General features: G+C 64.6%; 14 protein-coding genes. 10 read left to right on the top strand and 4 right to left on the bottom strand.

From position 1 onward, the window contains the following. The first annotated feature begins 176 nt into the window (after positions 1 to 176). Genes HBA99_RS18645 through HBA99_RS18660 form a run of 4 tightly spaced genes read left to right on the top strand, consistent with a single transcriptional unit; the run spans position 177 to position 2,521 of the window. Positions 177 to 503 carry a hypothetical protein gene (locus tag HBA99_RS18645; protein WP_030096839.1) on the top strand — a complete coding sequence of 109 codons (327 nt, stop codon included), beginning with the start codon at positions 177 to 179 and terminating at the stop codon, positions 501 to 503. 2 nt (positions 504 to 505) lie between these two features. Further along, entirely contained in the window at positions 506 to 1,852 is a 1,347-nt protein-coding gene (locus tag HBA99_RS18650; RefSeq protein ID WP_030096838.1) for a C40 family peptidase, read from the top strand. Further along, the gene (locus HBA99_RS18655) at positions 1,827 to 2,180 is read left to right on the top strand and encodes a hypothetical protein (protein WP_193606327.1); all 354 of its coding nucleotides are present in this window, start codon (positions 1,827 to 1,829) and stop codon (positions 2,178 to 2,180) included. Before HBA99_RS18650 ends, HBA99_RS18655 begins: the two co-directional genes overlap by 26 nt. After that, on the top strand, positions 2,180 to 2,521 hold the full coding sequence (locus HBA99_RS18660) for a YbaB/EbfC family nucleoid-associated protein (RefSeq protein WP_030096836.1): 342 nt from the start codon (positions 2,180 to 2,182) through the stop codon (positions 2,519 to 2,521). The genes HBA99_RS18655 and HBA99_RS18660 overlap by 1 nt, the downstream gene beginning before the upstream one ends. 11 nt (positions 2,522 to 2,532) lie before the next feature. Here the strand turns inward: HBA99_RS18660 and HBA99_RS18665 are convergent, their stop codons facing one another. Next, positions 2,533 to 3,276: an FkbM family methyltransferase gene (locus HBA99_RS18665; protein WP_070952113.1), complete on the bottom strand. Its 744-nt coding sequence runs from the start codon at positions 3,274 to 3,276 to the stop codon at positions 2,533 to 2,535. A gap of 367 nt (positions 3,277 to 3,643) precedes the next feature. Here HBA99_RS18665 and HBA99_RS18670 point away from each other — a divergent pair, with 367 nt between their 5' ends. The 3 genes from HBA99_RS18670 to HBA99_RS18680 all read left to right on the top strand — a co-directional run bounded on the left by HBA99_RS18670 (position 3,644) and on the right by HBA99_RS18680 (position 7,094). Next, positions 3,644 to 4,618, top strand: a complete 975-nt coding sequence (locus HBA99_RS18670) for a GAF domain-containing protein (protein ID WP_030096834.1) — start codon at positions 3,644 to 3,646, stop codon at positions 4,616 to 4,618. Positions 4,619 to 4,671: 53 nt separating this feature from the next. After that, on the top strand, positions 4,672 to 5,670 hold the full coding sequence (locus HBA99_RS18675; RefSeq protein WP_070952112.1) for a GAF domain-containing protein: 999 nt from the start codon (positions 4,672 to 4,674) through the stop codon (positions 5,668 to 5,670). Between the two features lie 95 nt (positions 5,671 to 5,765). Then, positions 5,766 to 7,094: a primosomal protein gene (locus tag HBA99_RS18680; protein ID WP_070922899.1), complete on the top strand. Its 1,329-nt coding sequence runs from the start codon at positions 5,766 to 5,768 to the stop codon at positions 7,092 to 7,094. 16 nt (positions 7,095 to 7,110) lie between these two features. On the opposite strand, the gene HBA99_RS18685 is transcribed toward HBA99_RS18680, so the two are convergent. Genes HBA99_RS18685 through HBA99_RS18695 form a run of 3 tightly spaced genes read right to left on the bottom strand, consistent with a single transcriptional unit; the run spans position 7,111 to position 9,883 of the window. Beyond that, a complete protein-coding gene (locus tag HBA99_RS18685) occupies positions 7,111 to 8,199 on the bottom strand; it encodes an adenosine deaminase (protein WP_030096831.1) in 1,089 nt (362 codons plus the stop codon). Further along, complete coding sequence (locus tag HBA99_RS18690) at positions 8,196 to 9,485, bottom strand: thymidine phosphorylase (RefSeq protein ID WP_070952111.1); 1,290 nt, start codon at positions 9,483 to 9,485, stop codon at positions 8,196 to 8,198. The genes HBA99_RS18685 and HBA99_RS18690 overlap by 4 nt, the downstream gene beginning before the upstream one ends. After that, a complete protein-coding gene (locus HBA99_RS18695) occupies positions 9,485 to 9,883 on the bottom strand; it encodes a cytidine deaminase (RefSeq protein ID WP_030096829.1) in 399 nt (132 codons plus the stop codon). Before HBA99_RS18695 ends, HBA99_RS18690 begins: the two co-directional genes overlap by 1 nt. 343 nt (positions 9,884 to 10,226) lie before the next feature. On the opposite strand from HBA99_RS18695, the gene sdhC reads away from it, so the two are divergent. Genes sdhC through sdhA form a run of 3 tightly spaced genes read left to right on the top strand, consistent with a single transcriptional unit; the run spans position 10,227 to position 12,813 of the window. Further along, complete coding sequence (gene sdhC, locus HBA99_RS18700; RefSeq protein WP_030096828.1) at positions 10,227 to 10,565, top strand: succinate dehydrogenase, cytochrome b556 subunit; 339 nt, start codon at positions 10,227 to 10,229, stop codon at positions 10,563 to 10,565. Next, positions 10,562 to 11,044 carry a succinate dehydrogenase hydrophobic membrane anchor subunit gene (locus tag HBA99_RS18705; RefSeq protein WP_044105172.1) on the top strand — a complete coding sequence of 161 codons (483 nt, stop codon included), beginning with the start codon at positions 10,562 to 10,564 and terminating at the stop codon, positions 11,042 to 11,044. Before sdhC ends, HBA99_RS18705 begins: the two co-directional genes overlap by 4 nt. Positions 11,045 to 11,058: 14 nt before the next feature. Continuing rightward, positions 11,059 to 12,813 (top strand): succinate dehydrogenase flavoprotein subunit, encoded by a 1,755-nt coding sequence (sdhA, locus tag HBA99_RS18710; protein WP_030096826.1) that lies wholly within the window; start codon positions 11,059 to 11,061, stop codon positions 12,811 to 12,813. Position 12,814: the final 1 nt, after the last annotated feature.

A 12,814-nucleotide genomic window follows, 5' to 3' on the forward strand; every position in this document is an offset into this window, starting at 1 on the left:
GCCAAGCCAGCTATGCTGAGCAGGTAATACAACGGGGTGGCCACGTTGCCAAAAAATCTTTCAAAAAGTTTGAGAAAGATGGAACCGAATCGCGACCACCCCCGTCGTATCCAAGTACAAGGCGAAAACTGCCCGAAAATAGGCGGTAGCCGAACCACCGGAGAGATGGAGGGGACATGGCAGACGGATTAGCAGCCGACACAGACATTCTGCGTGGCGTTGGCGGAGCTCAGCTGGGTATGGGCGGAACGCTCGCGGCGGTAGGCACCGCAGTCAGCATTTTCCCGGTCGCCGCACTGGCGCCGATTTTCGGTCCGATTGGCGCGCACTACCTGGGCGCATTCGCCGCAACCTCCGCAAAGCAAGGGCTGGACGTCGGTCAGCTCGCCATGAGCGTCACCGAGTCCGGTGTCACCACCAATGTGGCGAGCAAGGGCTACGACGACGATGACGACAACATCGGCCAGAACATCAGCGCCACCGTCGAAGGAATCGAGGCGTAACCATGGTTGAGACAAGTCCAATCTCGCCCAGCCGTCTGTCCGAGGCCGTCAACACGAACTATCCGAGCTTCGAGAACAACCCCTTCTCCGCGGGGCTGATCGGGCCGGCCATGGACATGGCGGGCACCGTCGGTAACGGCCAGTTCAAGGAGGGCCAGGACCCCAGCAAGATGCTGGAGGGCGGCATGCAGGTCATGCAGCAGGTCATGCAACAGGGCATGCAGGCAGGAAGCCAGCTCATCGGCACCTTCGCCGGTGCGGCGGCCCAGGCTCTGGGGCAGTTCGCTGGCATGGCCGGTCAGGCGCTCAGCAGCATGGCCACCCGCAGCGGCGCCATGGGCGCCAATGTCGGACAGGCATCAGAATCCACCGGCCGGGCCAGCGCCCTGATCGGTGAAGCCCTCCAGGAGTTCCAACACACCTCCGAGGCATTGACACCATTGCTCTGGGTTCCTGGGGTTGCCGCGGAGTTGGCAGAAGCCGCCAGCCGATGCACAGCGCGAGTCGCCGAGCACACCGCACAGCTTGAAGGAGAGCTGGCCGGACAGGCTGGCGAACTCACGGGGATGGCGGGTGCCGATATGGGCAACCCCTCCACCCCCGCGTCCGGGAGCGTCCAGCCCGCGATGTCGGCCATGCAGGGCGGCCTCCAAGCAGGCACGCAGGCGATGTCGGGCGTCGCGAGCGGCGTCACCCAGACCATGAGCTCCATGGGTCAGGGCCTTGGTCAGATTCCGCAGGCCCTCACCGGCATGCTCAGCGGTGGTGGCGCCAGTGGCGCAAGTAGCGCCCTGGGCGGCGCCAACATGAGCGGCATTGCCGCCGGTGCGCTGGCCAACCCATTCGGTGCCGGTGGCGGCCACGCCTCCTCCACCGCGGGCGGGACCAGCAGCGGACTGGGCAGCTCCAACGCAAGTGCGGCCAAGATGCTGCTTGACCCGCGCAGCATGGGCAAGGGCGCGCAGCTGTTCCTGCCCGATGGCAGCACCAGCCAGGCCCCGAACGCGGCCGCGGCGGAAGCCGTGCGCAAAGCGCTCAGCCAGGTCGGTGTGCCCTACGAGTGGGGTGGCACCAAGCCGGGCGTCGGTCTGGACTGCAGTGGCCTGACCCAGTGGGCCTATGGCGAGTCCGGCGTCGACATCCCCCGCCTTGCTCAGGAGCAGGGTGTGGGTGTCCGGGTGGATCAGGGATCTGTCATGCCGGGCGACCTGGCGGTGTGGGATGGCCACGTCGCCATGGTGATCGGCAACGGCATGATGGTCGAGGCCGGTGATCCGGTGCAGATCTCCCCGATCCGCACCACCAACGCCGGGCAGGGATTCCATGGATTCTACCGACCCACTTCCTAGTTCAGGGGTGCCGCGGCCCGAACCGCGTGCGAGCATTGATATGACAAATCGTGCTCGCACGCTGCGGGTCAAGGTCTCAGAATTCGGGTTGCCGCTTGAGGTTCACATCGAACCCGACATGCTTAGTCGTGGTGCGTCGGCACTGGCACAGGAGATCAAAAACCTGTGCGAGCTCGGTGCGGCGCGCTGCGGTGCGGCACGGCGCGAGGAGCTTGCCGAAAGCGGCATCCCCGAATACCTCCTCGACAAGATCGGTCTCGCGACGCCCGCTCAAGTCGCCGACATCGAGCTGCGGCAGTCCGAAGAGCAGCTGGAAAGGAGATCCTGATGACCGAGCCTGACCTCACCTTCTTCCGGGCACTCGAACAGCAGTATCAGGAGACCATGACGCGGGCCCGTGCCGGGGGCCACATTCTGAACAGCGCCGTCGAGGAATTGAAAGGCCTTCGCGGATGGGCACGTTCGGCGCAGGGTCATGTCGAGGCGGAAGCCAACGGCAATGGTGCGCTGACCAACCTGCGACTCGACGACTCTGTCACCAAACTGTCGCCCAAGATCGTCGGACAGATCGTGGTGGCCACCGCGGCCGCCGCCGCGGGCCAGGCCTTCGATCACCGCGAACGCGTGCTAGCCCAACTCTTGGCGGATCTCAAGAATCCGCAGCCGTAACGGTTTTCGAGCTACAAATCCCCGCGGTCTCGGTGCGAATCGGTCAGGAAGACCGTATTTTTGGTGTCCCGCCAGTGTTGGCTGAGCCGTCCGTCTCGATAGGCGTACGGCCTCAGCCCGGCTGGCTGCAGCAGGGACACCACTTCATCCGACGGCGTCTCGATGATCATCACCGGACGTGATGCGGCGATCGTGGCTAGCCCACCACGAATGACCGCGGCCTCCAGACCCTGTACATCGATCTTGATCACCTGAGGGTCCAGGCCAAAGTCGTCAAGCCGCCGAACCTGTACGGGATGGCGCTCGATCGTCAGTTTGGATGCGTCGAACCCCGCCAGGGTGTCCGGGTTGAGCCAGCCGCGCGCCTCGTTCTCATCGAGGGAGGCCAGACCGTCGTAAACGAAGTTCCGGTATCGGGGAACGAACAGATCGAAGGTACCGTCCGCGTCGGAGAGTCCGCAGGCATGCACGTGTACGGTCTTGCTTTCATATCGACGTCTAAGCCGCTGAGCCAGAACCGCATTGGGCTCGAAGCTAACGATCCGGTCCGGCGCCGCCGTGCGCTGCAGGGCACAGATGCTCTGACCCCAGTTGCCGCCGATGTCCACCGCCTCCGAGATGGGCCCCAAGCGGCCCAGGAGGCGGAATTCGGGATCGATGCGCCACCCGAATAGCCGAGTGCCCATGTTGTACGCGCCGAACTTGAGCGGCCGCAGAAACGGCAGATAGGTTTGCGCCATTCTCAGCGCCGGCATGCTCACGTGGGCACATTAGCGGAAAAGACGAAGGCGGATCTGCGCCAAGGAATCACACGTCACCCGACCCGATGAGGCGCCGGGGGTCACCGTCACACCTACCGACCCCTCATATGTGCACCGGTAGGTGCTCGCGGCGACCAAAATGCACGCGTGTGATCGGCCGAACGGCCGCCACACAGAGCGCATCCACGCTGCGGGCGCGGCCCGAAGAGACAGGGTCCGCACTTAGCCCGCCGATCGCGGGAGCCAGCAGAAAATATCGCGTCTGACCTGCCCAGCGCAACCTTTTCGGAATACTCGCGGCCCTGCTCAACACCGAGCGCTGATCGATCGCCGGCATGTGCTCCGCTGATAACATCCGAAGGTGGCACGCGAGTGGCTTCTGCTGGAGACACTTGGCGACGAGCCCACCGTCATCGCCTCCGGCAGTCAGCCGCGGAACATGATTCCGCTCAGCGCGTTCCTGCGCCGTAATCGAAATCTCGGTCTGATTCGCCGAGTCATCACTGCGGCGACAAAGGCAAACAAGGCCGCGAGCATCGGGCCACCCGATTCGGATTCGGTGATCGACATCCGGCCGATCGCCATGCCCGACGGTCGCGTGCACGGGGTCTGGCTGTGGACGGGCGCAGCACGCCCCTCCGCCGATCCCCCGCGCGAGGGCGGTGCGGTGGTGCTCAACGCCGATACCGGCGCCCTACACATCAGTGACGGTGCCGCCCTGGCCATGGGAATGGCTCCCACCGAGCCGCATGCCCACATCAGCATGCCCGAGCTGTATCGCTACCTGGCGCCTAATCCGGGCGAAACAGATGTCCTGGGGCTCATCGTGACGGCGACCGAAGGCATGACCTACAGCGCCACCTGGCCCGGTGTGGACAGCGAGGGGAATCCCACGCTGTGCCATTTCGCCAGCCGACTGGTTCTGGAACCCAACCAGCAGGGCGTCCCCGAGCGTTTGGGGCGCGCGATCAACCTGCGAGTCGGCCAGCCGGCGCCGCCGGTCCCGCTGCTGGAGCAGCAGATCCTCGAGGCCACCGCCGAACCCGGCATGTATCGCGCGTTAGTCATGATCGCTTCGCGGAAATTGATCAAGTGGATCGATCCTCCTGCCCCGGAATGGCATTGGGAATTTGACCCGCTGGGTCGCCCCAAGATTCACCCGGACGACCAGGCGAACCTGAACTTCATGATCGATAACGCCGTGTTTGGTGCGACCGAGGCGGTAATCCGGTTCCGCTGCCACGACGACAGCTGGGAACCGCTGCACTGCTCTACCCAACTCGTTCGGCTCAATGAGGATGCGACCGTCGCACTCATCACTCATCGGCGCCGGTAGCGGGGCCGGACGCACCCACCGGATCTTCGCTCAAAAATTGCTAACATCCCGGCATGGCCGGCGATTGGATGCTGCTAGAGACCCTGAGTGACGTGCCCACGGTCATAGCTATCGGATCGCAGGCCCGCAACATGACTCCGCTCGAATCGGTGCTGGGCCGCAACCGGCACCGCCCATTGATCGAGGCGGCGATCGCCGACTGCCGTCGCACGGGTGATCCCGCAGAGGCCCTCACGCCGGCACGGGATCGCATCGTGCGCGTGCATCCGATAGCGATGGGACAGGTGCATGTTCACGGCGTCCAGGTGTGGTTTGGACCGGCAGACCTCGAGCCGCCGCCGCGTCCCGTTGCGGGGGCGTGCCTGGGCGATCTGGACACCTCGGTCACAACGCTCACCGAGGGGTACTTCGACGTGATGGGTTTCGACCCACAGAACAGATCCGAGAAACAAGCCATTGCCGAAGGCCTTGCCCCCGTCTTGCCGAGTCCACACAACATCGAGTTGATGGCCAACGCCGTCAACCCCGAACTCGAGTCGACGTTCTGCGGAACATGCCTGGCCGCCGACCACCAGGGAAACACCCTTCAAGTCCACTACGCCGGGCGGGCATCCAAGGAAACCGATGCGACAGGGACCGTGGCGCGCATCAACAGGATCGTGTGCACACGGGTGCAGAACAGTCCCGCTGAACCTCGGGTGGGACTGGCGCAGCAGATCCTGGATGCGGTCGCGATCCCTGGAGCACATCGGGTGCTGATCAACGTCGACACCTTCGCCGTCCTCAAATGGATCGACACGCCCTACCCCGACCTGGCATGGCGCTACGACCCCGATCGGCCCGAGAGCATCCATCCCGAGGACGCCGCGGTGGTGAGGAACATGCGCGAAGAGCTGCGGACAGGGTCGACCACCGGGGTGCTCCGGGTGCGCGCTGTCTCCGGCGGGTGGCTGCAACTGCACGCCTCGGCCACAAGATTCGCGTTGCGTGACAATGCTTTTGCGGCTCTTGTCACCCTGACGGCCGCGCCGCGGCCGAATGCCCAGTCGTAGACCACCGGGGTCCGGGCAGCTCTGTTCGCCGCGCGTGTGCCGGCTCTCGCGGTGGGTCTTTCGCTCAACTCAGCCGTTCTGGCTAGGCTTGCCGCATGGCTGCTGACATCGTTCCCATCGAACTCGGGCTCACAGAGGGTGACGTGGTCACCCTGTGGGCCCCGCGGTGGCGCGACGCCGGAGACGAGTGGGAGGCGTTTCTCGGCAAGGACGACGATCTGTACGTGTTCGAGTCGGTGGCCGATCTGGTGGCCTTCGTACGGACCGACAACGACAACGATCTGGTCGATCATCCCGCGTGGTCAACGCTGGGTGCACTGTCGGCCGACGAACTCGAGCCCGACGACGACAATCGCTTCGATCTGATCGGGGTGCCGGAGCTGGTTGCCGACAAGCCGAGCGAGGACGCCGTCGACACGCTGCGCGCCACGTTGGCGATCGTGGCCTCCATCGGCGCGGTCTGCGAGTTGGCACCCATCAACAAGCTCATCAACGGCAACCCCGTGTTGGGCACGCTGTCGGGCGGGGCCGAAAGCTTCACCGGTAAAGACGGATTGAAGCGGTGGAACCAGATCGGTGCCATCGTGGGCAAGTCCTGGGACTCGGTGGTCGATGCCATCGACGAGATCGCCGCCACCCCGGATGTCGATGAGGAGCTCTCCGCCGCCGCCGATGCCGAGCTGCTTGCTGCCGCGGAAAATGCCGTCGACAACGAGGACGACCTCGAGGATGACGACGAGCTGGAACTGCTCGACGAGGAATCCGACTCGAACGCCGAGAGCTCCGACGACGACGCTGACGACGAGTCCGGCGACGAAGACGAAGACACCGAGGACGACGACACCGAAGACGAGGACGCCCCGGTTCTGGGCGGCGACGAGGACTTCTGGCTGGAAGTCGGTATCGACCCGATCCAGATGATCACCAACTCGGGGACGTTCTACACACTGCGCTGCTACCTCAACGACGAGCCGATCTTCCTGGGACGCAACGGAAGAATCAGTGTGTTCGGTTCCGAGCGGGCACTGGCCCGGTATCTGGCCGACGAGCACGATCACGACCTGTCCGACCTGAGCACCTATGACGACATCCGTACCGCCGCCACCGACGGCTCGCTGCGGATCGACATCACCGACGACAACATCTACGTGTTCACGGGCCTGGCCGATGACCTGGAAGACGGCATCGACGAGGTGGACCGCGATCAGCTCGAGCTGGCGGTGGAGCTGCTGACCGATGTCGCCGAATACTCCGAGGATGACAGCGTCGACGCCGAGCTGGATGGTGACACCGCGCTGGGCAAGCTGGTCGGGCATCTGCTCGAACCGGATAAGCACGACGAGCCGAAGGGCCCCTTCGCCGATGCGGCCGAGAGCTGGCGGACGCTGGAGCGCGCCATGGAAGCGCGGCTGCGCCGCGAGTAGTGCGCGGCTAGCCGGTTTAACCGATCAGGACCGCGTATCCGGGTTTGATCACGTCATCGATGATCGCCAGCCGTTCATCGAACGGGATGAAGGCTGATTTCATCGCGTTGATGGTGAACCGCTGAAGATCACTCCAGCCGTACCCGAACGTCTCTACGAGCCGCAGCATCTCGCGGCTCATCGAGGTATCGCTCATCAGCCGGTTGTCGGTATTCACGGTCACCCGGAATCGCAACCGTGCCAGCAGGTCAAAGGGATGATCGGCGATGCTGGCGACCGCTCCCGTCTGCACATTCGAGCTGGGGCACAGCTCCAACGGCACGCGAGTGTCACGCAGCAGCGATGACAGCCGGCCAAGATGCGCCGTACCGTCCGGATCGATGTCGATATCGTCGACGATGCGCACACCGTGGCCCAGCCGGTCGGCACCACAGAAGGCGATCGCCTCGTGGATCGAGGGCAATCCAAACCCCTCACCGGCGTGGATGGTGAACCGGGCGTTGGCATTACGCATGTACTCGAAGGCATCGAGGTGGCGGCTCGGCGGATAGCCCGCCTCGGCTCCGGCGATGTCGAACCCGACGGCACCCCGATCGCGGAACTTCACAGCCAGCTCGGCGATCTCCCGCGACCGTGCCGCATGCCGCATCGCGGTGACCAGGGTGCGGACCTTGATGCGCTTGCCGGCCGCGCTCGCCTGCCGTTCCCCGTCGGCGAAACCGGCCAGCACGGCGTCCATGACGTCGTCGAGGGTCAGGCCTGCATCGATGTGCAGCTCGGGGGCGAAGCGCACCTCGGCGTACACCACGCCATCGGCCGCGAGGTCCTCCACGCACTCGGCGGCCACGCGGTGCAGCGCCGCCGCCGTCTGCATCACACCCACGGTGTGCGCGAAGGTCTCTAGGTATTGCTCCAGAGAGCCACTGTCCGCAGCGGTACGGAACCACGAAGCCAGGGCACTCTCGTCCTCGGCAGGCAGGCTCTCGTACCCAGATTCCCGGGCCAGATCCAGGACGGTGCCGGGCCGCAGCCCCCCGTCGAGATGGTCATGCAGAAGCGCCTTGGGAGCCTGGGTGATTGACACCAAATCAAGTTCGGCCGTCACACCGAAAGTCTATCGATGATGAGTGCGGCAGCGGGCGGCGCCGCACCGATACCCCATCCACCTTCCAGCGCGTCGAGCGCTGCGGGCATCCGTTCGGGGGTATCGGTGTACAGCGTGAACAGCGGTTCGCCGGCGACCACCGGCTCACCCGGGCGCCGGTGAATACGCACGCCCGCGCCATGTTGTATCGACTCTCCGGGACGGCTGCGCCCGGCCCCGAGCCGCCACGCGGCGACCCCAACCGGCATCGCATCGATGTGATGCACCACACCACTGGACGGAGCGAGCACAGTCTCCTGGCACTGGCCGACCGGCAACGGCACCAAAAGATCCCCGCCTTGCGCACTGATCATCGCCCGGAACACGTCCATCGCGGTGCCGTCGGTCAACGTCGCAGCCGGGTCCTTGCCGTCGATACCGGCAGCGGCGAGCATCTCGCGGGCCAGAGCCACCGTGAGGGCGACAACGTCATCGGGGCCTCCCCCCGCCAGCACGTCAAGTGATTCCTGCACCTCGACCGCGTTTCCCGCGGTGGCCCCGAGCGGGGTATCCATCGCGGTCAGCAGCGCACTGGTGGCAACTCCGTGTGCGGTGCCCAGATCGACCATCGCCGAGGCTAATTCGCGCGCCTGCTGCTCGGACTTCATGAATGCCCCGGCGCCCACCTTGACGTCGAGGACCAGCGCGGCGGTGCCCTCGGCCAGCTTCTTACTCATGATCGACCCGGCGATGAGCGGAATCGATTCCACGGTGCCGGTGATATCCCGCAACGCGTACAGCTTTCGATCGGCGGGCGCCAATGAGGCCCCGGCCGCACAGATCACTGCCCCGACATCGGAAAGCTGGTGACGTATCTCCTCGTTGGTGAGGTCGACCCGGATGCCCGCGATGGACTCAAGCTTGTCCAGCGTGCCGCCGGTGTGCCCGAGACCGCGGCCGGACAGCTGCGGCACCGCCGCCCCGCAGGCGGCCACGACCGCGACCAACGGCAGGCTGATCTTGTCCCCCACGCCACCGGTGGAGTGTTTATCCACGGTCGGGCGAGACAGACCGGACAGATTCAGCCGCTCCCCCGAGGCCAGTATCGCCGCGGTCCATGCCGTCGTCTCGGCGGAGTTCATCCCGCGCAGATAGATCGCCATCAGCAGCGCCGCGACCTGCTCCTCACCGATGGCGCCACGGGTGTATTCGCCGATCAGCCAGTCGATGGCTCCCGGACTCAGTTCTCCGCCGTCACGCTTGGCAGCGATGATCGACGGCATATCGAACGTGTACATGTTTGCCATCAGATCCGGCCTCGTTCCAGGTCATCGGGGCCAAAAGCCTCCGGGAGCAGCTCCGCGAGTCTTCGTGGCGCATCCGAGTGATCGATCAGCAGGTCAGGGCCGCCGTGTTCGAGAAGTAGCTGGCGGCACCGGCCGCAGGGCATCAGGGCCTCACCGCGCGAATCGACGCAGGAGAGCGCAACCAGCCGCCCTCCACCGGTGGAGAACAGGGCGCACACCACAGAACACTCCGCACAGAGACCTAGCCCATATGAGACATTCTCCACATTGCAGCCGACGACGACCCGACCATCGTCGACGAGCGCGGCCGCACCCACCGGGTACTTCGAATAGGGCGCATACGCATGCTTGGTTATCGCATATGCTTTGTCCCGCAATTCATTCCAGTCGATCAACATGATCGGGAATCCTCCCTGTCGACCCCATGAGAGTCGCGTCGGCTCATCATTTGCTCGTGCAAGGTTTACCTAACTTACTTTGGAGTACGGTGCATTTCGGCGCTTTTTCGCGCTCACGCGATTTCGGCGCCACCTCGGAATGGGTTTAGAGTTCGGATGACGGTTCGCCGACCACCGTTGGGCCATCGGTTGCGCGTCATGGACGCCCCCATTTACCGCGCCGTTTGGCCCCAGTCCACCATTGGTGTTGGAGGCCCACGTGACGACTGCGACGCCCGATACGGCCACATCTGGCCGTGAAGGTAATCGCCTCAAGCGATCGCTATACCGTGGTGATCCAGGAATGTGGTCCTGGGTCCTGCATCGCATTACCGGTGCCACGATTTTCTTCTTCCTTTTTGTCCACGTCTTGGATACCGCACTCGTACGGGTGAGCCCCGAGTCGTACAACTCGGTGATCGAGACCTATAAGACCCCGATCGTCGGGTTGATGGAACTCGGCCTGGTCGCGGCGGTGCTCTACCACGCACTCAACGGCGTCCGGGTAATCCTCGTCGATTTCTGGTCCAAGGGCCCGCGTTATCAGCGGCTCATGCTGTGGATCATCGGCGGCGTCTGGTTTGTGGTGATGGTTCCCGCGGTAACCCGGATTCTCATGCACATGGCGGAGCGTTTCCTATGACAACACCTCAGACCGGTCCGAACGCGAGTGCGCGCGCCAGTGGCCGCCTCGCTCCCGTCATGGAGCGCAACTACGACCGCCCTGCCGCACTGGACAATCCACGCGCACCCCGGCGGGCATCGGGTATGCCCAACTTCGAGAAGTACGCGTGGATCTTCATGCGTCTGTCGGGCATCGTCCTGATCTTCCTGGCCCTGGGCCACCTGTTCATCATGCTGATGTGGGACAACGGCGTGTACCGCCTCGACTTCAACTTCGTGGCGCAACGCTGGGCGAGCCCGTTCTGGCAGACCTGGGATCTGACGATGCTGTGGCTGGCTCAGCTGCACGGCGGCAACGGCATGCGCACGATCATCGCCGACTACACCCGTAAGGATTCGACCCGGTTCTGGCTCAATTGCCTGCTGGCACTGTCGATCATCTTCACGGTTGTGCTCGGCACGTACGTCCTGCTGACCTTCAACCCGAACATCGGTTAGGGGCGATTTCCACAATGATTCAGGAACATCGGTACGACGTCGTCATCGTCGGCGCGGGCGGCGCGGGTATGCGTGCCGCGGTCGAGGCCGGACCTCGCGTTCGTACGGCGGTACTGACCAAGCTGTACCCGACACGCAGTCACACCGGCGCCGCCCAGGGCGGCATGTGCGCCGCGCTGGCCAACGTCGAGGAAGACAACTGGGAGTGGCACACCTTCGACACCGTCAAGGGCGGCGACTATCTCGCCGATCAGGACGCCGTGGAGATCATGTGCAAGGAGGCCATCGACGCCGTCCTCGACCTCGAGAAGATGGGTATGCCGTTCAACCGGACACCCCAGGGTCGAATCGACCAGCGCCGCTTCGGTGGCCACACTCGCGACCACGGTAAGGCGCCGGTGCGCCGCGCCTGCTACGCCGCCGACCGCACCGGGCACATGATCCTGCAGACGCTGTACCAAAACTGCGTCAAGCACGACGTCGAGTTCTTCAACGAGTTCTACGCACTGGATGTCGTACTCACCGAGACGCCCAACGGCCCGGTGGCCACCGGCGTGGTCGCCTACGAGCTCGCGACCGGCGATATCCATGTGTTCCACGCCAAGGCAATCGTTTTCGCCACCGGCGGTTCGGGCCGTATGTACAAGACGACGTCCAACGCACACACCCTGACCGGCGACGGCCTGGGCATTGTGTTCCGCAAGGGACTTCCGTTGGAGGACATGGAGTTCCACCAGTTCCACCCGACAGGCCTTGCCGGTCTGGGTATCTTGATCTCCGAAGCCGTGCGCGGCGAGGGGGGTCGTCTGCTCAACGCCGACGGCGAGCGGTTCATGGAGCGCTACGCCCCCACCATCGTCGACCTGGCACCTCGCGACATCGTCGCGCGCTCAATGGTTCTCGAGGTGCTGGAGGGCCGCGGCGCGGGCCCCAACAAGGACTACGTCTACATCGACGTGCGCCACCTCGGTGCCGACGTGCTGGAAGCCAAGCTGCCGGATATCACCGAATTCGCCCGTACCTACCTGGGTGTCGACCCGGTCACCGAGCTGGTTCCGGTATACCCCACCTGCCACTATGTGATGGGCGGCATCCCGACCAACATCAAGGGACAGGTGCTGCGCGACAACGACAACGTGGTTCCCGGGCTGTACGCCGCGGGCGAGTGCGCCTGTGTCTCGGTGCACGGCGCCAACCGGCTGGGCACCAACTCGCTGCTGGACATCAACGTGTTCGGCCGCCGGGCGGGTATCGCCGCAGCCGAGTACGCCGACTCCCACGACTTCGTCGAACTGCCGGAGAACCCGGCCACGATGGTCACCCAGTGGGTGGCGGACGTGCTTTCCGAGCACGGTGACGAGCGCGTGGCCGACATCCGCACCGAGCTGCAGCAGTCGATGGACAACAACGCCGCGGTGTTCCGCACCGAAGAGACGCTCAAGCAAGCGCTGCAGGACATCCACCGGCTCAAGGAGCGGTACAGCCGGATCACGGTGCACGACAAGGGCAAGCGCTACAACAGCGACCTGCTCGAGGCCATCGAGCTGGGCTTCCTGCTCGAACTCGCCGAGGTGACCGTGGTCGGTGCGCTCAACCGCAAGGAATCCCGCGGCGGCCACGCCCGCGAGGACTACCCGAACCGGGACGACACCAACTACATGCGACACACCATGGCGTACAAGCAGGGTGCCGAGCTGCTGTCCGATATCCGGCTGGACTACAAGCCCGTTGTCCAGACCCGGTACGAGCCGATGGAACGGAAGTACTGAG

Source organism: Mycobacteroides chelonae (assembly GCF_016767715.1).
GTDB classification, from domain to species: domain Bacteria; phylum Actinomycetota; class Actinomycetes; order Mycobacteriales; family Mycobacteriaceae; genus Mycobacterium; species Mycobacterium gwanakae.